The organism is Spirosoma montaniterrae (assembly GCF_001988955.1).
Taxonomy (GTDB): Bacteria; Bacteroidota; Bacteroidia; order Cytophagales; family Spirosomataceae; genus Spirosoma; species Spirosoma montaniterrae.
Window position 1 is genome coordinate 4,742,027 of the sequence record NZ_CP014263.1, and the last position, 25,474, is coordinate 4,767,500.

17 protein-coding genes, 2 rRNA genes and 1 pseudogene (1 of these 20 only partly in view) are annotated in these 25,474 nt (G+C 51.4%); 9 read left to right on the plus strand and 11 right to left on the minus strand.

Annotation, left to right across the window (positions count from 1 at the left end; genetic code table 11):
- Nucleotides 1-33: 33 nt before the first annotated feature.
- The 4 genes from AWR27_RS20440 to AWR27_RS20455 all read left to right on the plus strand — a co-directional run bounded on the left by AWR27_RS20440 (nt 34) and on the right by AWR27_RS20455 (nt 5,878).
- Complete coding sequence (locus AWR27_RS20440; RefSeq protein ID WP_077132901.1) at nt 34-2,910, plus strand: M16 family metallopeptidase; 2,877 nt, start codon at nt 34-36, stop codon at nt 2,908-2,910.
- A gap of 49 nt (nt 2,911-2,959) precedes the next feature.
- A complete protein-coding gene (locus AWR27_RS20445; RefSeq protein ID WP_077132902.1) occupies nt 2,960-3,757 on the plus strand; it encodes a HipA family kinase in 798 nt (265 codons plus the stop codon).
- The gene (locus AWR27_RS20450) at nt 3,735-4,118 is read left to right on the plus strand and encodes a DUF3037 domain-containing protein (protein WP_077132903.1); all 384 of its coding nucleotides are present in this window, start codon (nt 3,735-3,737) and stop codon (nt 4,116-4,118) included. The genes AWR27_RS20445 and AWR27_RS20450 overlap by 23 nt, the downstream gene beginning before the upstream one ends.
- Nucleotides 4,119-4,213: 95 nt before the next feature.
- Nucleotides 4,214-5,878 (plus strand): AMP-binding protein, encoded by a 1,665-nt coding sequence (locus AWR27_RS20455; RefSeq protein ID WP_077132904.1) that lies wholly within the window; start codon nt 4,214-4,216, stop codon nt 5,876-5,878.
- 1 nt (nt 5,879) lies between these two features.
- On the opposite strand, the gene AWR27_RS20460 is transcribed toward AWR27_RS20455, so the two are convergent.
- From AWR27_RS20460 to AWR27_RS20490, 7 genes are all read right to left on the minus strand, one after another.
- Nucleotides 5,880-7,277: an MBL fold metallo-hydrolase gene (locus AWR27_RS20460; RefSeq protein ID WP_077132905.1), complete on the minus strand. Its 1,398-nt coding sequence runs from the start codon at nt 7,275-7,277 to the stop codon at nt 5,880-5,882.
- A complete protein-coding gene (locus AWR27_RS20465; protein WP_077132906.1) occupies nt 7,274-8,071 on the minus strand; it encodes a sulfite exporter TauE/SafE family protein in 798 nt (265 codons plus the stop codon). The genes AWR27_RS20460 and AWR27_RS20465 overlap by 4 nt, the downstream gene beginning before the upstream one ends.
- 105 nt (nt 8,072-8,176) lie before the next feature.
- A complete protein-coding gene (locus tag AWR27_RS20470) occupies nt 8,177-9,682 on the minus strand; it encodes an APC family permease (protein ID WP_077132907.1) in 1,506 nt (501 codons plus the stop codon).
- 165 nt (nt 9,683-9,847) lie between these two features.
- The gene (gene secDF, locus AWR27_RS20475) at nt 9,848-12,934 is read right to left on the minus strand and encodes a protein translocase subunit SecDF (protein WP_077132908.1); all 3,087 of its coding nucleotides are present in this window, start codon (nt 12,932-12,934) and stop codon (nt 9,848-9,850) included.
- A 153-nt stretch (nt 12,935-13,087) separates the two neighbouring features.
- Nucleotides 13,088-13,474: a hypothetical protein gene (locus tag AWR27_RS20480; RefSeq protein WP_232325885.1), complete on the minus strand. Its 387-nt coding sequence runs from the start codon at nt 13,472-13,474 to the stop codon at nt 13,088-13,090.
- Between the two features lie 78 nt (nt 13,475-13,552).
- Nucleotides 13,553-14,491 (minus strand): DUF72 domain-containing protein, encoded by a 939-nt coding sequence (locus AWR27_RS20485; RefSeq protein ID WP_077132910.1) that lies wholly within the window; start codon nt 14,489-14,491, stop codon nt 13,553-13,555.
- 275 nt (nt 14,492-14,766) lie between these two features.
- Complete coding sequence (locus AWR27_RS20490; RefSeq protein WP_077132911.1) at nt 14,767-15,852, minus strand: RNA-guided endonuclease InsQ/TnpB family protein; 1,086 nt, start codon at nt 15,850-15,852, stop codon at nt 14,767-14,769.
- Nucleotides 15,853-16,056: 204 nt separating this feature from the next.
- Between AWR27_RS20490 and AWR27_RS20495 the strand changes: the two genes are divergently transcribed.
- The 3 genes and pseudogenes from AWR27_RS20495 to AWR27_RS20505 all read left to right on the plus strand — a co-directional run bounded on the left by AWR27_RS20495 (nt 16,057) and on the right by AWR27_RS20505 (nt 19,787).
- Complete coding sequence (locus AWR27_RS20495; protein ID WP_157579280.1) at nt 16,057-16,389, plus strand: hypothetical protein; 333 nt, start codon at nt 16,057-16,059, stop codon at nt 16,387-16,389.
- Nucleotides 16,390-16,491: 102 nt separating this feature from the next.
- Nucleotides 16,492-19,163 (plus strand): annotated as a pseudogene (locus AWR27_RS20500) (valine--tRNA ligase).
- 105 nt (nt 19,164-19,268) lie between these two features.
- Nucleotides 19,269-19,787 (plus strand): D-glycero-alpha-D-manno-heptose-1,7-bisphosphate 7-phosphatase, encoded by a 519-nt coding sequence (locus AWR27_RS20505; protein WP_077132913.1) that lies wholly within the window; start codon nt 19,269-19,271, stop codon nt 19,785-19,787.
- Between the two features lie 62 nt (nt 19,788-19,849).
- On the opposite strand, the gene AWR27_RS25990 is transcribed toward AWR27_RS20505, so the two are convergent.
- Both AWR27_RS25990 and AWR27_RS20510 read right to left on the minus strand, forming a co-directional pair.
- On the minus strand, nt 19,850-19,975 hold the full coding sequence (locus AWR27_RS25990; RefSeq protein ID WP_257788518.1) for a hypothetical protein: 126 nt from the start codon (nt 19,973-19,975) through the stop codon (nt 19,850-19,852).
- A 71-nt stretch (nt 19,976-20,046) separates the two neighbouring features.
- A complete protein-coding gene (locus AWR27_RS20510) occupies nt 20,047-21,528 on the minus strand; it encodes a type III PLP-dependent enzyme domain-containing protein (RefSeq protein ID WP_077132914.1) in 1,482 nt (493 codons plus the stop codon).
- 213 nt (nt 21,529-21,741) lie between these two features.
- On the opposite strand from AWR27_RS20510, the gene AWR27_RS20515 reads away from it, so the two are divergent.
- Both AWR27_RS20515 and AWR27_RS20520 read left to right on the plus strand, forming a co-directional pair.
- Nucleotides 21,742-23,106: a UDP-N-acetylmuramate--L-alanine ligase gene (locus tag AWR27_RS20515; protein WP_077132915.1), complete on the plus strand. Its 1,365-nt coding sequence runs from the start codon at nt 21,742-21,744 to the stop codon at nt 23,104-23,106.
- A gap of 42 nt (nt 23,107-23,148) precedes the next feature.
- Complete coding sequence (locus tag AWR27_RS20520; RefSeq protein ID WP_077132916.1) at nt 23,149-23,697, plus strand: LOG family protein; 549 nt, start codon at nt 23,149-23,151, stop codon at nt 23,695-23,697.
- Between the two features lie 79 nt (nt 23,698-23,776).
- Here AWR27_RS20520 and rrf read toward each other — a convergent pair.
- Nucleotides 23,777-23,888, minus strand: a 5S ribosomal RNA gene (gene rrf / locus AWR27_RS20525).
- A gap of 124 nt (nt 23,889-24,012) precedes the next feature.
- Nucleotides 24,013-25,474: ribosomal RNA gene (locus tag AWR27_RS20530) — 23S ribosomal RNA — on the minus strand (it continues 1,383 nt past the right edge of the window).

Genomic DNA, 25,474 nt, shown 5'->3' on the forward strand with positions numbered 1-25,474 from the left:
ATATACCAGCATTTCAACCTCTACAACGACCGTATGGTACGTTTTTTCTCCTGTCTGAGCTTACTGCTCTGCACAACCCTGGCTTTGTCGCAGCCAGCCGTTCAACCTAAACAAGGTAAATCCCCCGCTCGGTCGGCAAGCCCGGCCAGCAAAGCAATCAACCTCAATGCCCCCATCCCAACCGACCCGGCAGTGAAGGTGGGCAAACTACCAAACGGCCTGACGTATTACATCCGCAAAAATGCCGAGCCGAAAAACCGGGCCGAACTGCGGTTGGTGATCCGGGCGGGGTCGGTACTCGAAACCGACGAGCAGCAGGGCCTGGCCCATTTTATGGAACACATGGCCTTTAACGGCACCAAAAACTTTCCAAAAAATGAACTCGTCAACTTCCTGCAATCGGCGGGGGTACGGTTCGGAGCCGACCTGAACGCCTACACAGGTTTCGACGAAACGGTGTATCAACTGCCCGTTCCGACCGATTCGGCGCGGCTGTTTGAGCGGGCTTTTCAGATTCTGGAAGACTGGGCACACAACGCTACCATCGACCCGGCAGAGGTTGAAAAAGAACGGGGCGTTATTCTGGAAGAACGGCGGCTTGGGCGCGGAGCCGGTCAGCGGATGCGCGATAAATATTTTCCGATTTTACTCAACAATTCGCAGTATGCCAACCGCTTACCGATTGGCACCGAGCAGGTGCTGACGACGTTTAAGCCTGAAACGCTGCGGCAGTTTTACAAAGATTGGTATCGACCCGACCTTATGGCCGTGATTGCTGTGGGCGATTTTAACGCGACCGAAGTCGAAGCGATGATTCGGGAGAAATTCGGGCGAATTCCGGTGGTTAAGAACGCAAAGCCGCGCCGGGACTACGAAATTCCGGCACACAAAGATACGAAAGTGGTGATTGTGACCGACCCAGAACAGCCGAATACGGTGGTGCAGGTGATTTACAAACGCCCCGAAATCAAAGAGCGGACCCTCAACGACCTGCGCGAAAGCATCAAACGCGGCCTGTTCAACACCATGCTGGGCAACCGGATTCAGGAACTGACGCAGCAGGCTAATCCGCCGTTTCTGGGCGGCTACAGCAATTACAGTGATTTTCTTGGCAATCTCGATGCCTTTACGTCCATTGCTGTAGCGAAGGAAGGTAATGTAGAGCGGGCCATTCGGGCGGTATTGGACGAAAATGCCCGTGTAAAACAATTTGGCTTTACAGCTACCGAACTGGCCCGCGCCAAGCAGGAATTTTACACGAACGTGGAGCAGAGTTATAGCGAACGTAACAAAACCCGCTCGGCTAATTTCGTCAGTGAATATGTTCAGAATTTCACCGATAAAGAGCCATACACAAGCATCGACTTCTACTTCGATTTCACGAAAAAGGTGCTGCCCGGCGTTGCCCTCGATGAAGTCAATACGCTGGTCGATCAGTTTATCAGGAACGAGAACCGGGCCGTGATTGTGATGGCCCCGGAGAAAGATAAAGCCAAACTGCCGACCGTTGAGCAGATTATCGGCTACGTCGATAGCGCGGGCAAAGACCTCAAACCTTACGAAGACAAAACCCTCGACGCGCCATTGGTGGCAACACCGCCCACGCCTTCGCCCGTGTCAAACGCACGCGAAATCAAAGAAATAGGCGTCACAGAATGGACACTCCGCAACGGCGTTCGGGTAGTGCTGAAACCGACGGATTTCAAGAACGACCAGATTTTATTTTCTGGAGTGAGTTTTGGCGGCACGTCGCTCTACGAGTTGAAAGATTTTCAATCGGCGCGGTTTTCGAGTACGCTGGCGGCTATGGGCGGCACGGGTGCTTACAGTCAGGTGCAGTTAGGCAAATTTTTGGCTGGCAAGCAGGTAAATGTATTTCCGTTTGTGAGCGAGCTGAACGAAGGCGTCAACGGCAGCGCGGCCCCGAAAGACCTTGAAACGGCACTGCAACTGCTCTACAGCTATTTCACACAACCCCGCAAAGATCCCGACGTGGTGGCCGGGTTCCTGTCTAACCAACGAAACGCGCTGCAAAATCAGATCAACACGCCCACGCCCCAACGGGTGTTTCAGGATACAATATCGATCACGCTGGGCGCGAACAATCCGCGTCGGCAACCGCTTAAACCGGCTGATTTAGACAAGATTGATCTCGACCGGGCCATCAGCATCTATCAGGAACGCTTCGCCAATGCAGGCGATTTCACGTTCTTCTTCGTCGGCAATTTCAACGAAGAAAACATTAAGCCGCTCATCGAAAAATACCTCGGCGGTCTGCCCGCCACACCTGGCAAAACCGAGAAGTTTACCGACCTCGGCATTCGGATTCCGGCGGGACAACTGAGCAAAACCGTTTATCGCGGTCTCGACCCGAAAGCTACCGTGCAGATGGTGTATAGCGGAGACCTGACATGGTCGCCCGAGACCACAACGCAATTAGACGCCCTGGCCGAAGTGCTGGAAATCAAGCTGATTGAAAAGCTGCGCGAAGAAGAGAGTGGCGTCTATGGCGTTGGGTCCAATGCCAGCTACAGCAAATACCCGGTGCCGCGCTACACGTTCCGCATCAGCTTCGGCTGTGCGCCCGAAAACGTAGAGAAGCTGATTGCCAAAACGCAGGAGATCATAAATACTATCAAGCAAAACGGTGCCGCTCCGGGCGACATTGCCAAGTTTAAGGCCGAAACCTGGCGCGAAACTGAAGTGCAGTTGAAAGACAATCAGTTCTGGCTCGGCTATCTGCAAAGTCAGTATTTCAATCAGGATGAGCCGACCGAAATTCTGCGCGAAAACGAGCAGTTGAATAAAGTGACCGTCGATAGCACGAAAGCAGCCGCTAACAAGTATCTGGCCGACAACGTTGCCCGGTTCGTGCTGCTGCCGGAGAAAAAAATGGAGATAGGTAAGTAGTATCGGTTGAAGGTAAATTTAACCTGTCGTTTTCCGCAAGTTGCGCTCTATGCCTCAACAACCGCCCCAACTCCGAACCGTTGCCGTAACACGCTACGTAACGCCCCTGCGCGAAGGAGGTTCGTTGCCCGCCATCGTCGAAGCCGACGACGAGTTTCTGTATGTGCTGAAGTTTCGTGGGGCTGGGCAGGGTGCCAAAGCCCTGATTGCCGAACTCATTGCGGGCGAACTTGCCCGCGCAATCGGTTTGCGCGTACCCGAACTGGTGTTCGCTACGCTGAGCGAAGCCTTTGGCCGCACCGAACCCGACGAGGAAATTCAGGATTTGCTCCGGGCCAGCGAAGGACTGAATCTCGGTCTGCATTACCTCTCCGGAGCCATTACGTTCGACCCGATTTTAAACACTATCGATGCCCGTTTAGCCTCAGAAATCGTATGGTTCGATTGCTTTATCACAAACGTTGACCGAACGGCCCGGAATACCAATATGCTGATGTGGCACAAAGAGTTGTGGCTTATCGACCACGGCGCGGCTTTGTATTTTCACCATTCCGGTCAGCCGTGGGAAGAGCAGGCAGTTCGGCCCTTCGTAGCCATAAAAGACCACGTCCTATTGCCCCGCGCTACCGAACTCGACGCCGTTGACGCTGACTTCCGCCAACGCCTGACACCCGACCGCATCCGGGCTATCGTATCACTCGTACCCGACGAGTGGCTGACCGATGCCGAATCGGACGCTACGCCCGACGAACGGCGCGAGGTATATGCCCGGTTTTTAGAAACCCGCCTGGCTCATTCCAACACCTTTTTGACTGCTGCTAACGATGCCCGGAATGCACTTGTATGAATACGCCGTAATTCGGGTGGTGCCGCGCGTTGAACGCGAAGAGTTTCTGAACGTGGGCGTTATTCTGTATTGTTCGGCGCAGGGATTTCTGCAAACCAAATTTGCGCTTAAGGAAGAACGGCTACGGGCATTTTCGAGTGCTGTAGACATATCTGAACTGCACGAGCGTTTGCAGGCATTTGAGCGGGTGTGTGCGGGTCGGCGTGAGGGCGGGCCGATTGGTCAGTTACCGATTGCCGGACGGTTTCGGTGGCTGACAGCCGCCCGTAGCACGGTGGTGCAACCATCGGCGGTACATCCGGGCTTATGCGTCGATGCCGCCGAAATGCTGGAGCGTTTGGTTGAGCAGTTGGTGCTTTAGTCGGTTCAACCCGACGACGTGTTGCTTACCGTTCCCTCAATTAGTCGCCGTTAGCCAATTATTTTAAATAACTTTCTGGTAATCAGCAGGAAGTTATGAAAATCAAACCCGACACCACGTTAGTCGAGTATTTTTATCATTGGGAGCGTACTACGCCTGATCGTATTTTTCTTCGGCAGCCCTTTGGCGATACCTGGCTCGACTTTACCTGGCAGCAGGCTGGTGAGCAGGCCCGTAAGTTAGCGGCCTACCTGCATTCGCTGGGTTTACCGCCCAAAAGCCGCATTGGGCTGGTGTCTAAAAATTGTGCTGAATGGTTTATCAGCGACATTGCTATCATGCTGTCGGGCCATGTGTCGGTGCCATTTTACCCAACACTTACGGCAGAACAACTTGAGCAGGTAGTCGTACATAGCGGCTGCAACGTATTGTTAGTCGGCAAGTTAGACAACTGGAACGCTATGAAGGCGGGTGTTCCGAACGGTGTAATCTGTGTTTCGTTTCCTACGTACAACCCCGACCCAGCGCATGTGCAATGGGCCGATGTCATGACGTCGCAGATACCCTTTAGCGACTCACCCCTACCATCACCCGATGAGCTTATGACCATTGTGTATACGTCGGGCACCACGGGCAATCCAAAAGGCGTGATGCTGACCTTTGGCGGTTTCGCTCTTGTATTGCATTCACTTAAAGAGTTTGTACCAATAGAAGTTCCAGCCATTCGGTTGCTGTCGTATCTGCCGCTGTGTCATATGGCGGAGCGTGGTATTTTAGCCAATATGGCCCTGGCAACAGGCGCAACGGTTCATTTCACGGAGAGCATCGACACGTTTTCTAAAAACTTAGCTGCCGTTCAGCCAACGCATTTTGGGTCGGTGCCACGCATTTGGGTTAAGTTTCAACAAGGTATTCTGGCGAAAATGCCGCAGAAACGACTCGATTTGCTGTTGCGCATCCCCATTCTGAGTGGTATTGTGAAGAAAAAGATCAGAACAACTTTAGGGTTAGGTCAGGTGCAGTTTATTGGGGTAGGAGCCGCGCCGATGCCGGTTAGCCTGATGCTGTGGTTCAGACGTTTAGGCATTCACATGCAGGAAATTTACGGCATGACTGAAACAACCTCGACCATCAGCGTTATGCCGCGCAATGGCATTAAAGATGGGACCGTTGGAAAAGCCTTAGCCACCGTGACGGTAAAAATCGACCCGGACACGGGCGAAATTTGCGTTAAATCACCCCACAACATGCTGGGCTATTACAATGAACCCGCCATGACCGCCGAAACCCTTGGTACTGACGGCTGGTTGCACACGGGCGACAAAGGCGAGGTTGACGCGGAGGGTTATTTAAGGATAACGGGCCGGGTTAAGGAAATGTACAAAACAAGTAAGGGTGAATACGTAGCCCCGTCCCAGATTGAACTGCGCTTTGCCGATAATGCGTTGATCGAGCAGGTGTGTGTAGTAGGGCAGGGACTGCCTCAACCCGTTGCGCTGATTGTATTGTCCGAATCGGCCCGCGCCGAAGACAAAACAATTGTCGCCGAAAGTTTACGCCTGACGCATCAATCGGTCAACAAAATTCTGAAACCTTACGAGCGGGTACAGAAAATCGTTGTCGTGCAGGAGCCGTGGACAGTAGAAAACAATCGCATGACACCAACGATGAAGCTGAAGCGAAAAGAGGTAGAAAAAGCCTTCGCATCGCGCATCGAAGGCTGGTACGAACACAAAGACGATTTTATCTGGGAGATGTAGTTCAGACTGTCGTTGCTGCTACCACTGGCACATTGGTTTTTTTAATGGCCTCAATGCCACCTTCCACGTTTATTACGTTGTGAAATCCCCGTGCTTTCAGAATCGAACTTGCCACCATCGACCGGTAGCCCCCGGCGCAATGCACATAGAGAGGTTCATGGCGTGAAAGCTGGGCCATATGGTCGTTGATATTATCTAACGGCATATTCTCGGCATCGCGCACGTGACCGGTTTCAAATTCTGCCGCTTTGCGTACATCAACGACGGTAAAGTTCGATGCATTTTGCCAGCGTTCGGCAAACGTAGCCGGGGAGATTGATGCTACCGTGTCTACCTCGTTTTCACTTTTTTGCCAAGCCGCAAAGCCCCCGTCGAGGTAGCCTATGCAATTGTCGTAACCCACGCGGGCCAGCCGCAGTACGGTTTCTTCTTCTTTGCCAACGGGTGTCACGAGCGCGATGGGCTGCTTCAGATCGGGAATCAGTGCCCCTACCCAGGGCGCAAATTGTCCGTTCAGGCCAATGTTTATGGCGTTCGGAATAAATCCATTGGCAAACTCGGTAGCATCACGCACGTCGAGTATCAACGCCCCCGTTTCGTTCACGGCAGCTTCGAACATCGCTGGCGACAGAGCCTGACTGCCTCGTTGCATAACGGCATCGATAGATTCGTACCCTTCTTTGTTGAGTCGAGCATTTTCGGCGAAATACGCCGGAGCCTCGGTCAGGCCATCGAGAACTTTTTCAACGAATTCGTCTTTCGTTTCAGCCCGCAACGCGTAGTTAAAGCGTTTCTGATTACCGAGCGTATCGGTAGTTTCTTTGCTCATATTTTTGCCACAGGCCGACCCAGCCCCATGTGCCGGGTACACAATTACGTCGTCGGGCAGGGGCATAAGTTTGGTATGCAGGCTGTCGTAGAGCATCCCGGCCAGGTCATGTTCCGTCAGGTTGCCTTTAATGGCTAAGTCGGGGCGACCTACATCGCCGATGAAGAGGGTATCGCCCGTAAAAATGGCGTGTTCCCGGCCCGTTTCATCAATCAGCAGGTAGGTTGTCGATTCAGGCGTATGGCCGGGCGTATGCAAAACCTTGATCGTTACATCGCCGAGCGTAAAGATTTCGCCATCGTGGGCGTGATGTACGGCGTAGGTCGTGTTGGCATTGGGACCATATACAATCGTTGCGCCGGTTTTGGCTGCCAAATCGAGGTGGCCCGATACGAAATCGGCGTGGAAGTGCGTCTCGAATACGTATTTTATGTGCGCTCCGGCTCGTTCGGCTTTGCGGATGTAAGGCGTTGTTTCACGCAACGGATCGATAATAGCTGCTTCGCCGTTACTTTCGATATAATAAGCTCCCTGCGCCAGGCACCCCGTATACAACTGTTCGATAATCATAACACTTCTTTCAAAATCACATACCCCGCTACCATCAGCACAAACCAGCCGAATCCTTTTTTCAGTTTTTCGGGTGCCACAAAACGGGCGAAATACATACCGAGAAAAATCCCGACAATAGATAAACCCGTAAAGGGCAGCAGAAAATTCCAGTTCAGTTGGGTATGCTGGATGTCGCCCAGGAAGCCAACGAACGAATTCACGGCAATAATCAGCACCGACGTTGCTACGGCGCGGTGAATAGGCAACCCGGCCAGCAGCACCAGCATTGGCACAATCAGAAAACCGCCCCCGGCCCCGATGGTTCCGGTCAGCAAACCAACGGCCAGGCCGTCGAGCGCGAGATTGCCATAGCGTGGCCTACCGTCGGCGGCTTCGCCCTGTTCGGGCCGGTCGCTGCGAATCATGGCGCGGGCGGCTAACACCATTACCACCACAAAGAAATACAGAATGGCGTTCGGCTTCGACAGCGTAAACGTCTCAAATTGAACGAGTGGATCGGGCAGCGCGGGCAGCAAAAACCGCCGACTGAGGTAAACCGACACGAACGAAGGCAGGGCAAAAGCCGCCGAAACGCGCAGATCAACGTGTTTTTGCCAGAGATGGCTGATTGACCCTACCAGCGAAGTTACGCCCACCACAAACAGTGAATACGTGGTTGACAGCACGGGCGAAATTCCAAACGCATAAACGAAAATTGGCACCGTCAGAATCGACCCTCCACCCCCGGCCAGGCCAATGACCAAACCAACCAGCAGGGCCATCGCATAGCCTATAGAGTACTGAATATCCATGAATAGGCAAAACTAAGGCATTCGACGCGATGTTCGGACGCCATTAAATACAAACGGTCTCCGACAGTTGTGTCAGAGACCGTTATACAAATGAGCTAAGACCTGTCAATCAGGCAAATCATTAAGATTACTGTTTTTGCGGCTATACAGGAAGTAAACGATTAATCCCAGGATGCCCCACACCAAGAAGGTCAGCTTGGTATCGTGCCGCAAATTCCACATCAAATAAAGATTCGCCAGAATACCCAGCGTAGCAATGACCGGCAGGGCGGGGGTACGGTAAGGCCGTTCGAGGTTTGGCTCCCGGACGCGCAGTAACCACACGGCCCCGCAAATCATGGCAAAAGCAAACAGCGTTCCCGAACTGCACAATTGCGATACTTTGTCGATAGGAGTCAGCGCAGCTACTGTTGAGACAATGGCACCCACGAAAATAGTGCTTTTCCAGGGGGTTTTAAAAGTCGGGTGAATGGACGCGAACAAGTTACGGGGTAGCAGCCCGTCTTTAGCCATACCGAGGAAAATCCGGGTTTGACCGAGCATCATCACCAGCATCACCGATGTCAGGCCCGCAATGGCGGCAATCGTAATCAGGTATACAGCCCAGGTCAGGCCCTGATCGGCAAATGCCTGCGCAACGGGTGCTTTCAGGTCGAGGGCATCGTAGCGAACCATACCCGTCAGCACGAGCGACACCAGAATATACAAGATCGTGCAAATAATGAGCGAAGCAATAATGGCAAACGGAACGTCTTTCTTGGGGTTAATCGCTTCGCCAGCCTGTGTCGAAACGGCATCGAAACCGATGTAAGCGAAGAAAACAATCCCAGCCGCCGTCACGATACCATCGAAGCCAAAGTGCGTTTGTCCGGTTTTATCAACCACTGGGTCGGGAATAAACGGAGTCCAGTTGGCTACATCGACGTAAAACGCACCCGCAACGATCACGAAGATTACGGTGGCTACTTTCACCATCACAATGATGTTGTTGGTACTGGCGGCTTCTTTGATGCCCTTAACCAGAATATACGTAACCACCCAAACGATCAGAAACGCGGGCAGGTTGATCGCGAACGAAAAATCGGGAACAGCCTGACCAGCCGCCCGCATGGCTTCGGCTTTTTCCTGCGCCGTTACGGGGTCATTCATCAACCAAACGGGCGGATGAACGTTGAACAGGTGCAAAAACTTTTCAAAGTAGCCCGACCAGCTTACGGCTACCGTAGTAGCTCCCATCATGTACTCAAGAATCAGGTTCCAGCCAATAAGCCAGGCAAACAACTCGCCTACAGTGCCATACGAGTAGGCGTAAGCTGATCCTTCAACGGGCAGAATGGAGGCAAATTCGGCGTAGCAAAGAGCGGCAAATGCACACGCTATACCGGCCATCATGAACGATAGGGCCAACGCCGGGCCAGCCCATTCGTTGGCGGCAATACCGGTGAGCACAAACACACCCCCGCCAATAACGGCACCAATGCCGAGCGACGTTAGCCCCCAGCGTGTTAGCACCCGCTTCAGCTCGCTTTTTTTCATGTCGGCCTCATAGGCCGCTAACGGCTTCTTTCGCCAAACGCTGGTTGTGTCACTTGGTTTTACTTGGGTTTCCATGCAGGAAAAGAATTCAGTTTGGTAAAAAGGACGTTCTGTAAAAGAAAGTTAGGTATAAACGTTGCGAAAGATACAAAAATATTGACTGGTTGAATGATTGAGTGGTTGAATGAATTGGTCTGAGACAAGCATTCAATCACTCAATCATTCAACCAGTCAATATTTTTATTTCTGCGACGGCTTAATTAGCGGAGCTTTTACTTTTTTCTCTTTTTTCTCCGTGAATTCTTCAGGCGTTTCGGTCGGCTTGTCCGTGAAGTCCGCCGGAATGGCGTCGAATCCAGCTTTCTTTTCTAATCGGGCTGGGACCGCGTCTTCTTTGTCCTGATCGCGGCTGAGCGCATCAACCACAATCGGCGTTGCCACAAACAGCGACGAATACGTACCGACAATTACCCCAATCAGCATCGCGAACGAGAAGCCACGGATGGTCTCGCCCCCAAAAATGAACAGTACCAGCAACACCAGAATGGTTGAGAAACCCGTAACGGCGGTGCGGCTCAGGGTGGCGTTCAACGCATTGTTGATAACCGTAGGTATGCTTTCTTTCTTGCCACGATTATCGTTCAGGTACTCGCGTACCCGGTCGAATACAACGACGGTATCGTTCATCGAGTACCCCATAATCGTCAGCAAAGCTCCTACAAACGCCTGATCGACGTCGAGTGAGAAGGGCAGAATACCGTTAAAAATCGAGAAGATAGCCAGAATCACGAGTACGTCGTGGAACAGAGCTACCACAGAACCATACCCAAAAGCAAGTCGCTTGAACCGAATCAGGATGTAGACGAACACCACCGCCACGGCCAGCAAGATAGACCAAAGGGCCGATGTCATGATGTCGTAGGCAATGGTTGGGCCAACTTTCTGCGAACTTTCGATGCGGGCAGGATTGCCTTTCAGGCTGCTCAACCCTTTGTAAACAGCCGCTTCGGCCTGTTTGTCGGCTTCGGGCGTGGTTACGTCAACCAGATATGGCGTGGTTACTTTTACCTGATTAGCTCCAATGCCTGTGCCGCCGTAGGTCTTCACTTCAGGCGCGGCACCCAGCACCGGCTCCAGAGCAGACCGAACCTCGTCAGTACTAACCGACTTCTCAAAACGCACCACATATGAACGGCCTCCCTTGAAATCGACGCCTAAGCCAAAACCTTTGAAGATAATGGAGATGACGCCGAGGGCGATAATGACCGACGATACCGTGTAGTACAGCTTCCGGCGTGATACGAAGTCGAAGTTCGAGTCTTTGAACAGATTAGCCGCCCACGACGAACTGAACGACAGCGTTTTGCCATTGCGAATGTAGTACTCCAGAATCAGGCGGGTAATGAAAATAGCCGCAAACAACGATGTCAGAATACCAATAATCAGCGTCGTGGCAAAGCCCAGAATCAGACCTGTTCCGAAAATGAATAGAATTACCCCCGTCAGGAAGGTTGTCACGTTCGAGTCGATAATGGACGACAGCGCGTTTTTGAATCCATCGGCTACGGCCAATTTAAAACCTTTACCTTCGGCCAGTTCTTCTTTGATCCGCTCGAAAATCAGTACGTTGGCATCAACGGCCATACCAATCGAGAGTACGATACCAGCAATACCGGGCATGGTCAGCACGGCACCCAGCGAAGCCATTACGCCCAGCAGGAAGAACAGGTTCACGAACAACGCAAGGTCGGCAATCAGACCGGCGCGGTTGTAGTAGAACACCACGAAGGCCAACACGAGCAAAATACCAATCACCGACGACAACACGCCTGCGCTCACGGCTTCCGAACCCAGCGTGGCTCCCACGATGCTTTCTTCCACAATTGTGGTCGGCGCGGGCAGCTTACCGGCTTTCAGCACGTTTGCCATGTCTTTGGTTTCTTCGACCGTGAAGTTGCCCGAAATGCTTGAACGGCCATTCGGAATTTCGTTCTGCACGTTCGGAGCCGTGTAAACAAGGTTATCCAGCAAAATCGCCACCGGGCGACCTACGTTAGCCGCCGTCAGGTTTTTCCACTTGCGGGCACCTTCGGCATTCATATTCATGGTCACTTCGGGCCGACCACGATCATCGTAGTCGTTGGCTGCTTCTGTAATCACGTCGCCTTCGAGCGGGGCGCGGCCAGCAGCCTTCTTCAGAAAATAAATCGGCAGAATTTCTTTCCCATCGGTAGTTGTAAATGACTTCCGATCCCAGGCAAAAAAGACGTCTGCCGGAAAGAGGTTGCGTACTTCGGGGGTATTCAGCACGGCGTTGGCGCGGGCCGTGTCTTTAAGATAAACGCCTAACTGATCCTGACCAACGGGCAGAAATAACTGTGTCAGAGCCGTGCTTTGCGCTGCTGCTGCCGCCGTATCGTTCTTGGCCGTACCCGCCGAATCTTTTTTGGCACCCTGCGCCAGTTGACTTTCAAGGCTTGTACCTTTTGCCGCCGAGCCGGTAGCCGGTGCGGTTGTAGCAGCCGTTTTAACAGCCGCTTTTCGGGCAGTTTCTTCGCGCAACAGGTAAGCACCCATACCTTCAAGTGCCGGGGCCAGTTCGTTCAGGCGGTACACTTCGGTAAATTCAAGCTTGGCGGCACCGGTCAGCAGCCGACGGACGCGTTCGGGATTGTCAACACCGGGCAGTTCAATCTGAATACGACCCGAACCTGGCAACCGCTGAATATTGGGGTTAGCCACGCCAAACTTATCGACCCGCGCCTGAATGATCTGGTATGCCCGCGTAATGGCACCTTCCACTTCTTCATTCAGTAATTTCCGCACTTCGGTATCCGACGACTGGAAATTGATTTTGCTGCGATTCGCGCTCGTAGCAAACAGGGTAGCCAGTTTAGTATTCGGCGAGATTTCCTTGTAATTATCGACAAACAAGTCGACGAAGCTCGTCCGGCTGGTTTTCTGGTCTTCAGCCGCCTGTTTTAAGGCTTCTGCAAATTTTGGGTCGCGGTTATTACCCGACAAACCGCGCAGAATATCGGCGGGCGACACTTCGAGTACTACGTGCATACCGCCTTGTAAGTCAAGGCCCAGGCCCAATTCGCGTTCGCTCACCTCCTGGAGAGTGCTGCCTAAATACACCGGCTCTTTCCAGAGCGAATCGAGGTATTTCTGTTTTTTAGCCCGGTCAACAACACCTTGTTTGTTGGTCGCGTAAGCCTCGGCATCGGCCTTGATGCTGCGCGAGACAAACGTGAACGACAGGAAGTAGATGCAAATCGCTGCAATAACCCCCGTCAGAATCAGAATTCCTGTTCTATTTTGCATGTAATGTACCGACGGGCTTCAGCCCGTGCCTATTGATAAAAAATAAATTGATAATGACCGATGGTTGTATTCAGTCTGTGTAATGACTACTTCGGGTAGCCAAAAGGCGAGTGATTATCGTACAGGCTGATGCCCGTAGGTACGATTAGTGCGTTACGGCGCGTTGGGCGCAATAGTCGTTCCGAAAACGTGTCGGAAATACGAGAAGAAATAATGCGGAAACTGAAAATGCCGCAACAGCGCAACACTGAGCAGCAGCAACAGCACAAACGTAGGTTCTGGCAGTAGAAAGGCCGTTTGGTGGCCTCCGCCCACGCAGGTGGCGGGCGTAACAACGGCTTCAAAGCCAGCCGCGCTTAGTTGGGCATCCTGTGAATGCGACTCTGCTGATTTACCCGTTTTGCCGTGTTCAACAGCGGCTTTCTTGGTCAACTCTGCCCGTTGCTGCACCATGCCGCCAGCACCCCAAACTGCCGTAAACAGCAGCAAAGTAGCCAGCATCAGGCTCGAAAAACGTTGTATAACGCGCGGTTGCTTCATGGAATCGTGAAACGGATGACAAATTTCGTACCATTTCCCCATGAAAGCAAGCGAATTATTCGGCGAAGACGGCTAAGTTCAAAACAAACTACCCTGCACGACTTTCGGCTGTAGCACCGGCTCGCGTAGATTGAGGCCACAGTGTTGGTTGAGCTGCCGTGTCCAGTATAGAATCAGTTCGGGCGCGGTGTCGTTGTCGCCCCCGCCGTGAATGAATAGATAAGCCGTTTGTAGCCCCTTCTCGAACCAGGTTTTCAGCCGTTGCACCCAGGCGTCGGCGCGGCTATAGTCGGTAGGGTGGCCTTCGTTGGCAATGAATCGTAGCGTTAGTACGGGGCTGCTCAGACCCATATGCAGCACGTCGCGCCGACCGGCTACGTCGGTAATCACTACGTGCCGATGCAGGTTGTGCAGCCGTTCGAGGGTTTGGTTCCAGATTTGGGGGCGAAACCAGTCGGGGTGGCGAAACTCAACGGCCACGTCCAACTCATCGGGCAGCGATTTCAGGTACGTTTCCAGCACCGGCCATTTCTCCGGCCCGAACGAGGGCGGCAATTGCAGAAACGACATACCCAGAAACTCTTCTAAACTCAATATAGCATTCACAAACTCGTCGGTCAGGCTCTCGGAAGCAACCAACAGGCGTTCGTGGCTGATAATCTGCGGAAACTTAGGGCAATACGTAAAGCCGGGCCGGGCGGGCGACCCGGTAGCTTCCGTTTTCCATTTTGCGATCATACCCGCTGTCGGAATCTGGTAATGAGTCAGATTGAGTTCAATGGTGTTGAACTGCCGGGTGTAATAATGCAGGAAATCACGCTCTTTGGCAGTTGAAGGATACACCTTGCCAACATAATCCTTGTTCGCCCAGATTGGCCCGCCTATGTACACCTGCGGTTGCCAACTCAGGTTACGGGGCGTTGGCTCAACCGCTGCCCATACGCGGGCGTTGAAAGGCGCACCCGGTGGCAGTGCGAAGTTAACCGTATCGAGATTAGGCGTTTTTCCGAATTCCATGTCTGTGCTGATGAAGTGACAAGTAAACAAAAAATACGTCGTATTTGTCACAAAATACACCGTATGCCCCCTGGGAGCATATCGACTTGTTGAGTTGGTCAGAACAAGTTCGGTATCAGCTTGGCACTAAATCCGCTAAAGAAGTGTTTGACATCCTCCCCTCCCTAAAGGAAGGGGATTCCCAAACGAACAAATAGTCTGAGATGGTTCACGTTTCAACTTCCACCGCCCCCCAAGCACTAAGCCTGAAAAGGTCTTACACGGAATCCACGCGCTTAGACGGTAAGCCCTACCGCAAAATTCCAAATATTCTTAGCCGCATTCTCGTCGCGGTCATGCTCACGTTTACAGTCGGGGCATTGCCAGTTACGCACAGTAAGGGGCATAGCCTGAGCCACGTAGCCACAGCACCAACACCGTTTGGAGGAGGGAAAGAAACGGTCAATCTTCACCAACGCTTTACCCCGCCAAACACACTTGTAATCCAGCATCGACACGAACCGACCGAACGAAGCGTCGCTGATATGCTTTGCCAGTTTACGATTTCTGACCAGACCCCGCACGTTCAGGTCTTCCACCGCGATTACGTCAAACCGGCGTACTATGTCGGTCGTGACTTTGTTGAGGTGGTCAACGCGGGCATTGGACAACTTTTCGTGGACTTTGGCAACTTTGATACGTTGACGGTTCCAACGTCCCGAACCTTTGGTTTTCCGGCTCAGGGACTTTTGGGCTTTTGCCAACTTGGTTTCGTACTTTCTGGTAAATCTCAGATTAGCAATCCGTTCGCCGTTACTCAGCGTTGCCAGTCGATTGATACCCAAATCAACGCCGATAGATTCGCCGGTTTTGGCGAACGTCTGGGGTGTTTCGTCCAACACCAGCGAGACGTAATAGCGTCCGGCCCCCGTCTTGCTGATAGTCACAGTCGTCGGCTGAGAGGTGAACGAGCGCGACCAACGGACTTTAAGTTTACCAATTTTGGCAAGACTCAAAACACTGTTGGTATACTTGAAAGCAGAGGTGGTGTATTCAGCACTTTGTCTGTCGCGTTTGCTCTTGAATCGGGGGTACTTAGCCCGGCCCGCAAAGAAGTTGCCGAACGCGGTTTGCAGGTTTCTGAGACTCTGTTGCAAAGGGACGCAACTGACCTCGTTGAGCCACTGGTGTTCAGGAGTCTTTTTGAGAGCGGTCAGGGCGGCACTGGATTGGTTGTAGTTGATGCGTTCCCCATTGGCCCACGCATCTGTCCGCAACCGCAAGGCCCAGTTCCAGGTAAAGCGCGTATGCCCAAATACCCGGCTCAATTCCTGAGCCTGCGTATCGGTGGGATAGCAGCGAAACGTGTACCGGACTTTCACAGTCTAAAGATACAAAAGGCATCTCACACAATCAACAGTTTATTTGTAAACTTTGGAATCGTTGCGTCTCCCCGTGCACTGGCCTTGCAACGCTACGCGCTTGCTGCCGAACGTCGGCCTGGCGCGATTCCTCCCCCCGCTAAAGCAGGGGGTTTCCTCGCGGGATTATCATGAGTTTTTAGATGCCGTTGAAACATTAGTACTATGGATAAGCAAACATTGGTAGAAAACGCCATACAAAGGATAGGCGATAGTTTGAAACAACGTGGTTTACTCCTAACTGATTATCGCGTTATGCCTGCTTATTATGGCTACCTTGTTTACCCAGCGCGTGTGGGCATTGTTATTCCATCGCTAAAAGGCAAGTCGGTCGGCGAGCGTATTGGTATTACCAGTGGGATAGCTCGTGAAGTTTTATCCGCCGAAGAGCGAGCCTTGGTCAATGCGCTGCTGCCGTTTACTTCGTCGGAAGAAATGAACGAAAACTTCGACGAACGCATTGCCCGCGTCATGGTCGAACACGCTTGGCCGGACTAACTGACACGCACGTTGAAATTAATCGAAATCAGTGTCCCGTCCGGTAAATCTCCGAGACGGGCTTATTTTTGCACTTCAAACGGGTCTGCCCCGCCGAATCCCATGATCGCTAAAACATATAGTCCGCAGGAAATAGAAGAGAAATGGTATCAGTACTGGCTTGATAACCAATTCTTTAAATCAACGCCTGATGCGCGTGAGCCGTACACCATCGTGATTCCGCCCCGAATGTGACGGGTATGCTACACATGGGACACATGCTCAACAACACCATTCAGGACGTGCTGATTCGGAAAGCGCGGATGGAAGGCAAAAACGCCTGTTGGGTGCCCGGCACCGATCATGCAAGCATTGCCACCGAAGCTAAAGTAGTGGCAATGCTCAAAGAACGCGGTATCAACAAGCACGATCTTACCCGCGAACAGTTTCTGGAGTATGCCTGGGAATGGACGCACAAATACGGCGGTATCATCCTGCAACAACTCCGTAAACTCGGCGCATCGTGCGACTGGGACCGGACACGCTTTACAATGGAACCGGCTCTGTATGAATCGGTTATCGATACCTTTGTTGACCTCTATGAGAAAGGCAAAATCTACCGGGGCGTTCGCATGGTGAACTGGGACCCGCAGGGCCTTACCGCCGTTTCCGACGAAGAGGTGATTACAAAGGAAGTACAGCAAAAACTTGTCTATATCAACTACGCCATTGCCGGTAGCGAGGGCGAATCGATTACAATTGCCACCGTCCGTCCCGAAACCATCATGGCCGATGCGGCTATCTGCGTAAACCCGAACGACGAACGATATAAGCATCTGCATGGTAAAAAAGCACTGATTCCACTCATCAATCGTGAAATTCCAATTATCACTGACGACTATGTGACGATGGACTTCGGTACGGGTGGTCTGAAAGTAACGCCCGCCCACGACCCGAACGATTACGCACTGGGTATCAAACACAACCTGCCCGTAATCGACATCCTCAACGACAACGGCACCCTCAATGAAAAAGCGCAGATTCTGGTTGGGCAGGATCGGTTTGCGGCTCGTAAAGCCATTATCAAACTACTCGAAGAAGCTGGTCATTTAGCCAAAACCGAAGACTATAAATCGAACGTTGGCACGTCGGAGCGGACGGGCGCGGTGATAGAGCCGAAACTGTCGTTGCAGTGGTTTTTGAAAATGGACGAGATTGCCAAACCCGCCCTCGAAAACGTGCTGAACGACACGATACAGCTTAATCCGCCAAAGTTTAAGAATATGTATCGGTCGTGGATGGAGAATCCGCACGATTGGTGTATCAGCCGTCAACTGTGGTGGGGGCAGCGTATCCCGGCTTTTTATTTGCAGGATGGCACCGTCGTAGTGGCCCGAAACAAACACGAAGCTCTCGAAAAAGTGCAGCATGAGCGGCTGTTGTTTGCCATGACCGAAGCCGACCTGACGCAGGACGACGACGTATTAGACACCTGGTTTTCGTCGTGGCTCTGGCCGATGTCGGTTTTCAAGCCTTCGGGCAACCCCGATGACCGGGATGCCGGACCACCGAAAGCCGGGCCGAACGATCTGGCTTACTACTATCCAACCAACACCCTCGTTACGGGTTTTGATATTATTTTCTTCTGGGTAGCCCGCATGATTGTGGCCGGGTACGAATACCAGCACGAGCGGCCATTCAAAGACGTATATTTTACGGGTATGGTACGCGATAAGCTGGGCCGCAAAATGTCGAAACAACTTGGCAATTCGCCCGACCCGCTCAACCTCATCGACCAGTACGGGGCCGATGGCGTTAGAACGGGCATGTTGTTTAGTTCAGCCGCTGGCAACGACCTCTTATTCGATGAAAAACTCTGCGAACAGGGCCGCAACTTCAGCAACAAAATCTGGAACGCCTTCCGGCTGGTAAAAGGTTGGACCCCCACCGGCGTAGAGACACAGACATCGCTGCCCATCCGGTGGTTCGAATCGAAGCTGAACGCAACGCTTACGCAGATTGAAGACGATTTCAGCAAGTTTCGTATTTCAGATGCGTTGCAGGCTATTTACAAGCTTATTTGGGACGATTTCTGTTCACAGTACCTCGAACTTATCAAACCAGCTTTTGATAGTGAGACCGGCATGGCCCAGCCCATCGACCTCGCCACCTACAACGCGACCATCAATTTCTTTGAGCGGCTGATGTGTTTGGCACATCCGTTTATGCCATTTATTACCGAAGAAATTTGGCAGGACATTCGCGAACGAAAACCCGGCGAAAGCATTTGCGTGGCTACGTTCCCACAGCCAAACGTTATCGATACGCAGATTCTGACCGATTTCGAGACGTTGTTCGACATTATTACCAACGTGCGGAACATTCGGAACAGCAAACAGATTTCGCCTAAAACCACGTTGCCGCTGGCAATCCGAACGGCTTCGTCGGCCCGCTTCCAGCCACTCGAATCACTGATTCAGAAAATGGCGAATGTGTCGGACATCAGTTACGTGGCGGAGAAACCCGACGGCAGTTCCAGCGTAGCTTTTCTGATAAAGGCCGATGAGTTTTTTGTGAACGTTGCCGGTGAGATAGATGTGGCGCAGGAAATTGAAAACGCTGAGAAAGAGTTGGCTTATCATATTGGCTTCCGCGACTCGACCCTGAAAAAGTTATCGAACGAAAAATTCGTCGCCAATGCCAAACCCGACGTGGTTGAGCGCGAACGCCAGAAACTTGCCGACGCCAATGCTAAAATTCAGGCACTGGAGGAGAGGCTCGGCGCATTGAAATAAGATGTACCGGTCCGGTTAATCGGGTAGATATATTCTACCATGTTAATTTACAAAAAAATACAAGAATATTCGTATAATTGCCCTATTAACCTTCATTGTTAACAAATGAACAAATGTGTTTTTTTAGACCGCGACGGCGTTCTAAACGAAGACCGGACCGACTACGTCTATCGGGTTGAAGATTTTATTATTCCCGACGGTGTACCCGAGGCACTGCATTTGCTGAAAAATGCCGGTTATTTGCTCATTGTTATTACTAATCAGGCAGGCATCGCTAAAGGGCTTTACACGCGCGACGACGTTATGGCGTGTTATCATTATTTGCAGCAACAGTGCGGTAATGTTATCGATGACATTTATTATAGTCCGCATCATCCGGCGTTCGACAGTCATTCGCTAACGCGTAAACCCGACTCGTTGCTGCTCGAAAAAGCAATTGCCAAATACAACATCTCCACCAGCGATTCCTGGATGATTGGCGATGCCCTGCGCGATATGCAGGCTGGTCGGCGGGTGGGCGTCCGCACGGTGCGGATTGCCCACGATGCGCAGCCTTCACCCGACTATGATGGGTGTGCGTCTAACTTGCTCGAAGCATCGCGATTTGTGTTGGAGCAGGCATAAAAAACGCCCAACGCGAACCTTGCGGGGTTTGTGTTAGGCGTTTTGTCCAATTGTTCCATTCTCTACGCCCGTATCTGCACAGGAGCGGGCTTTTGTACGCTACCATAAGCTGGGCAGGTAGCCCGGCGGTTACACGCGCTCAGCGATACAGTAGCCAGCACGATGGTCAGAATAAATAGCTTTTTCATCTACAATAACCTTCCGTTTAATGATTTGGTATGCTCTGAGACACAACGAATTTAGTGCCAAAAACTGTATTTCAGGCTTCTTCCTTCGCTAATTCTGCGGCTTCTTCACGCTCTTCGGCAGCTTCCGTTGCATCTAATTCAGTTGGGCCAGGTTCGGCATCACCGTATCCCAGAATTTTCAGCATAACCTCGCTATTCTGCTCAGGCGCAAACAGACGCGAGCGCAAATTTCCCTGTTCGTCTTTATCGACAATAACATGTTGCGGAGCAGGAATCAGGCAGTGCTGAATACCCCCGTATCCACCCAGCGATTCCTGATAAGCACCCGTGTGAAACAGGCCAATATACTGCTCTTCCTGCTCCTGATCGAAGATAGGCAAATACAGATCGGCACTGTGCGTTTCGGTATTATAAAAATCGTGCGAGTCGCAGGTTAGGCCACCGAGGTTCACTTTCTGGTAAGGATTGTCCCAGTTGTTTACCGATAGCATGATATATTTCTGACCCAGACCCCACGAATCGGGCAGTTGCGTAATGAACGACCCGTCGATCATATACCACAACTCCTTGTCATTCTGCAACTTCTGGTCGATTACTTTGTAAATAACGGCCCCGCTCTCGCCCACCGTGAACGAGCCGAACTCAGTGAAGATATTCGGCACCGGCACGTTGTTTTTATTGCATATCCACTGAATGCTCTCCACGATCTGATCAATCATGGCCTGATAATCATACGTAAACTGAAACGACGTTTGAATCGGCATACCTCCGCCAATATCAATCGAATCGAGATCAGGGCAGATTTTGCGCAATTCGCAATACTTATACATGAACCGGCTCAATTCGCTCCAGTAATACGCGCTGTCTTTGATGCCCGTGTTGATGAAGAAGTGTAGCATTTTCAACTTAAACCGCTCATTCGTCGCGATTTTGTTGCGATACAGTTCATTCACATCTGAGTAACGAATACCGAGCCGAGACGTATAAAACGCAAAATTGGGTTCCTCGTCAGTAGCAATTCGGATACCTAAATTAACGGTTTCTGCGGTTACTGTATCTTCGTAGGCTTCAATCTCCTTCAGGTTATCAAGAACTGGAATTACATTAAACCCTTCGTTCAGCAATTCAGTAATATACTGTGTGTACAGTGGGCGTTTATAGCCATTACTGATAATGTACGTTTGCTTGTTTACCTTCCCCATTTTATACAACTCCCGGATAATGGGAATATCGTAGGCCGACGAGGTTTCGAGGTGAATGTTGTTCTTGAGTGCCTCTTCAAGCACAAACCGAAAGTGGGATGACTTGGTGCAGTAGCAGTACGTATAGGAACCTTTGTAATTGTACCGCTTCATAGCGTTCTTGAACAGCAACTTGGCGTGTTCAATATGCTCCGTGATTTTGGGTAAATACGTCAGTTTCAATGGTGTACCATACTCCCGAACAATGTCCATCAAGGGCACATTGTTGAACAACAGTTGGTTGTTCTCCACATTAAACTCCCGCGTGGGGAACTCAAATGTCTGGTCAATCAGGTCATAGTAAGTTTTCATCCCTACGTTTGGCGCATACAAAGACTACCGGTCGTTGCGGTTTATAATTAAAAAAACAGCCGCGAAATTGATGCCAATGCCTGAACTTTCCAAGCATAGTCTATTCGCAAGATAGTCAACAAGATTATCCGGGGTTTGATTCGGAAACCTGCAAATTTAATAGTGACGAAATACATCTTACTTTTGTGCTTCGACACTATCTTATTGACCTCAATGCCTCAGGCTATTCATTTTATTTCTATCGGCGGCAGTGCTATGCACAACCTCGCCCTTTCGCTTCATCATCAGGGTTATCAGATTACAGGCTCCGATGACGAAATATACGAACCGTCGCGGTCGAGACTGGCTCAACACGGCCTGTTACCGGCAGAAATGGGTTGGTTTCCTGAGAAAATTTCTCATCACCTGAGTGCCGTTATCGTTGGGATGCATGCTCGGTCAGATAATCCTGAACTGGCAAGAGCACAGGAACTCGATTTACCAATCTTTTCGTATCCCGAATTCATTTACCAGCAGAGTAAACAGAAGCAACGAGTGGTAATTGCTGGCAGTCACGGCAAAACAACCATCACATCGATGATTCTGCATGTACTTAAGTACCATAATCGCAAGTTCGATTATTTGGTGGGAGCGCAGCTTGACGGCTTTGAAACGATGGCTCAATTAACGCCCGACGCGCCCATCATTATCATCGAGGGTGATGAATATGCATCGTCGCCCATTGACCCGCGCCCGAAGTTTCTGCACTATCATCCGCACATTGCGCTTATTAGCGGCATTGCCTGGGACCATGTGAACATTTATCCGACCTGGGATCAGTATGTCGATCAATTTGAATTGTTAGCCGAAGCCATGCCTAAAGCTGGCATTCTGGTTTTTGATGAAACTGACGATATGCTCGATGTGATTGGGCAAAAGGAGCGGGAAGACATTGTGAAACTACCTTACGAAGCTCACCCAAGCGACATCGTCGATGGTCAAACGCTGCTGATTACGAAGAAAGGCGAGAAAATACCTGTACTGGTTTTTGGCGAACACAACATGAAAAACATCGCTGGTGCAATGACCGTGCTCGACCGTATTGGCATCACCGACGATCAGTTTTATGCAGCCATTCCAACATTTAAAGGTGCTGCCCGACGTCTGGAGAAAATAGCTGAACGCGGAAATCGGATACTTTTTCGTGACTTTGCCCATGCACCATCAAAAGTAGAAGCAACAACGGAAGCCGTTAAAAGACAGTATCCTGACCGAAAATTGCTGGCTGTAGTTGAGTTACACACATACAGTAGCCTGAACAAAAACTTTTTAAGTCAGTATAAAAATTGCCTGGATGCTGCTGAAGAAGCGGTGGTCTACTTCAACGCTCACACATTAGCCGTTAAACAACTGGAACCAATAACTGCCGAAGATATTCTGACCGCTTTTGATCGAGCCAATCTTCGGGTGTTTACGGACAGTGATGCATTGGCAGATTACCTCAGTCAGCAACGCGATGCTGCCGACGTGTTTTTGTTGATGAGTTCGGGCACATTCGGCAATTTGAGTAACGACAAGCTGATTAAACAACTCCTTTGAGTTAGATACATTTAATTCATTTCAAAATCGTTATTACCCTTCATGCAGAGTCTTGTTGTTTATTGTGGCTCCAGTTCTGGAACAAATCCCATTTACCGTGAAACGGCTATTGAACTTGGCGAAAAAATGGCCACTCGCGCCATCCGGCTCATATATGGCGGTGGTGGCTTTGGGCTAATGGGCAACGTAGCCGACGCTGTTTTACAGAACGACGGAGAAGTAACGGGCGTAATTCCAAATTTCTTAGCTGATCTTGAAGTAGCGCACCAAACACTTACAGAACTGCATTTCGTAGAAACAATGCATGAGCGCAAGTTCAAAATGGTTCAATTGGCCCGTGGCGTAGTGGCTCTACCGGGTGGTTACGGCACCCTTGACGAACTGTTTGAAATCCTTACATGGCGTCAATTAAAACTGTATGAAGGTCCGGTAGTGCTAATAAACATTAATGGCTATTACGATCTTTTGCTACAACAACTTGACAAATGCATTACTGACGGTTTTCTAAAAGCCGAGAATCGCCAATTGCTGACAGTGGTAGATAACGTAGATGAGTGTTTGGAAAGAATAGCAGCGTATTGGGCGAACTGATAACTCGCTACAGACAGTCACAAAAACAGAGAGCGCAACAATCTGATGACTGTTGCGCTCTGCAATCCTAAAAAAAGTCAGGTGGCACCTACCTACTCTCCCACCTGTGACGGCAGTACCATCGGCAGTACGGGGCTTAACGGCTCTGTGCGGAATGGATAGAGGTGTACACCCGCCCGACCAGCACCAGCCTGACTTTTTGCTCTTCTGCCGATACCGCATCCCTGCGCTATCGCCGTACCTGCTTGTCTTTTACCCTACAGAAAGAAATCCATAACCAAACCCCGCCAACCACCTGCCCCTCAACCTGCCACAAACCATACGCTCTCGGGCTCATTAGTAGTGCTCAGCTCAACGCGTCTCCACGCCTACACCTGCACCCTATCCACGTCGTCGTCTCCAACAACCCTTACCACACGGAACACTCATCTTGGGGCCGGTTTCGCACTTAGATGCCTTCAGCGCTTATCCTAACCCAACGTAGCTACTCGGCCGTGCCTGCGGCCAGACAACCGATCCGCCAGCGGTTGGTCCATCCCGGTCCTCTCGTACTAAGGACAGACCCCCTCAGTATTCCCACGCCCACCACAGATAGGGACCGAACTGTCTCACGACGTTCTGAACCCAGCTCGCGTGCCACTTTAATCGGCGAACAGCCGAACCCTTGGAACCTTCTCCAGCCCCAGGATGTGACGAGCCGACATCGAGGTGCCAAACCTCCCCGTCGATGTGAGCTCTTGGGGGAGATCAGCCTGTTATCCCCGGCGTACCTTTTATCCTTTGAGCGATAGCCCTTCCATGCGGAACTACCGGATCACTATACCCTGCTTTCGCACCAGATCGGCCTGTTTGCCTCACTGTCAAGCCCGCTTCTGCTATTGCACTCCCCAGCCGATTACCGTCCGGCCTGAGCGGACCTTGGGAAACCTCCGTTACCCTTTCGGAGGTGACCACCCCAGTCAAACTACCCACCAAGCAATGTCCCCATAAAGGGTTAGGACGCCGGTTGTGAAAGGGCGGTATTTCAAGGTTGGCTCCAAGATGCCTGGCGACACCCCTTCACAGCCTCCCGCCTATCCTACACAGCCACAACCAGCACCCACTACTAAGCTGTAGTAAAGGTGCACGGGGTCTTTCCGTCCCGTGGCGGGTAAGCGGCATCTTCACCGCTACTACAATTTCACCGAACTCATGGTTGAGACAGTGCCCAGATCGTTACACCATTCGTGCAGGTCGGAACTTACCCGACAAGGAATTTCGCTACCTTAGGACCGTTATAGTTACGGCCGCCGTTTACTGGGGCTTCAGTTCAAACCTTCGCCCTTGCAGACTAAGCTCCCCCCTTAACCTTCCAGCACCGGGCAGGTGTCAGACCCTATGCGTCAACTTTCATTTTGGCAGAGTCCTGTGTTTTTGGTAAACAGTCGCCTGGGCCTCTTCTCTGCAGCCGCTCCCGAAAGAGACGGCCCCCCTTATCCCGAAGTTACAGGGTCATCTTGCCGAGTTCCTTAACCATGATTCTTTCGCGCACCTTAGAATATTCTTCCCGGCTACCTGTGTCGGTTTGCGGTACGGGTACCGTTGCGCTTACCATCACCCCACTTTTCTTGGAAGCCCCTTCAGCCTTTCGCTTCGACCGAAGTCTCCGCTCAGCGTGCTATTCCGTCAGCACCCAAGACCCCCAGCACTCCGTCATGAGGTGACCTGCAACAGTAGTACGGGACTATTAACCCGTTCCCCCTCAGGTCCCGCCCTTCGGCTGCCCCTTAGACCCCGA

Coding starts and splice junctions, on each gene's coding strand:
- AWR27_RS20440 (WP_077132901.1), top strand. CDS start 34: ATGGTACGTTTTTTCTCCTGTCTGAGCTTACTGCTCTGCACAACCCTG.
- AWR27_RS20445 (WP_077132902.1), top strand. CDS start 2,960: ATGCCTCAACAACCGCCCCAACTCCGAACCGTTGCCGTAACACGCTAC.
- AWR27_RS20450 (WP_077132903.1), top strand. CDS start 3,735: ATGCCCGGAATGCACTTGTATGAATACGCCGTAATTCGGGTGGTGCCG.
- AWR27_RS20455 (WP_077132904.1), top strand. CDS start 4,214: ATGAAAATCAAACCCGACACCACGTTAGTCGAGTATTTTTATCATTGG.
- AWR27_RS20460 (WP_077132905.1), bottom strand. CDS start 7,277: ATGATTATCGAACAGTTGTATACGGGGTGCCTGGCGCAGGGAGCTTAT.
- AWR27_RS20465 (WP_077132906.1), bottom strand. CDS start 8,071: ATGGATATTCAGTACTCTATAGGCTATGCGATGGCCCTGCTGGTTGGT.
- AWR27_RS20470 (WP_077132907.1), bottom strand. CDS start 9,682: ATGGAAACCCAAGTAAAACCAAGTGACACAACCAGCGTTTGGCGAAAG.
- secDF (WP_077132908.1), bottom strand. CDS start 12,934: ATGCAAAATAGAACAGGAATTCTGATTCTGACGGGGGTTATTGCAGCG.
- AWR27_RS20480 (WP_232325885.1), bottom strand. CDS start 13,474: ATGAAGCAACCGCGCGTTATACAACGTTTTTCGAGCCTGATGCTGGCT.
- AWR27_RS20485 (WP_077132910.1), bottom strand. CDS start 14,491: ATGGAATTCGGAAAAACGCCTAATCTCGATACGGTTAACTTCGCACTG.
- AWR27_RS20495 (WP_157579280.1), top strand. CDS start 16,057: ATGGATAAGCAAACATTGGTAGAAAACGCCATACAAAGGATAGGCGAT.
- AWR27_RS20505 (WP_077132913.1), top strand. CDS start 19,269: ATGAACAAATGTGTTTTTTTAGACCGCGACGGCGTTCTAAACGAAGAC.
- AWR27_RS25990 (WP_257788518.1), bottom strand. CDS start 19,975: ATGAAAAAGCTATTTATTCTGACCATCGTGCTGGCTACTGTATCGCTG.
- AWR27_RS20510 (WP_077132914.1), bottom strand. CDS start 21,528: ATGAAAACTTACTATGACCTGATTGACCAGACATTTGAGTTCCCCACG.
- AWR27_RS20515 (WP_077132915.1), top strand. CDS start 21,742: ATGCCTCAGGCTATTCATTTTATTTCTATCGGCGGCAGTGCTATGCAC.
- AWR27_RS20520 (WP_077132916.1), top strand. CDS start 23,149: ATGCAGAGTCTTGTTGTTTATTGTGGCTCCAGTTCTGGAACAAATCCC.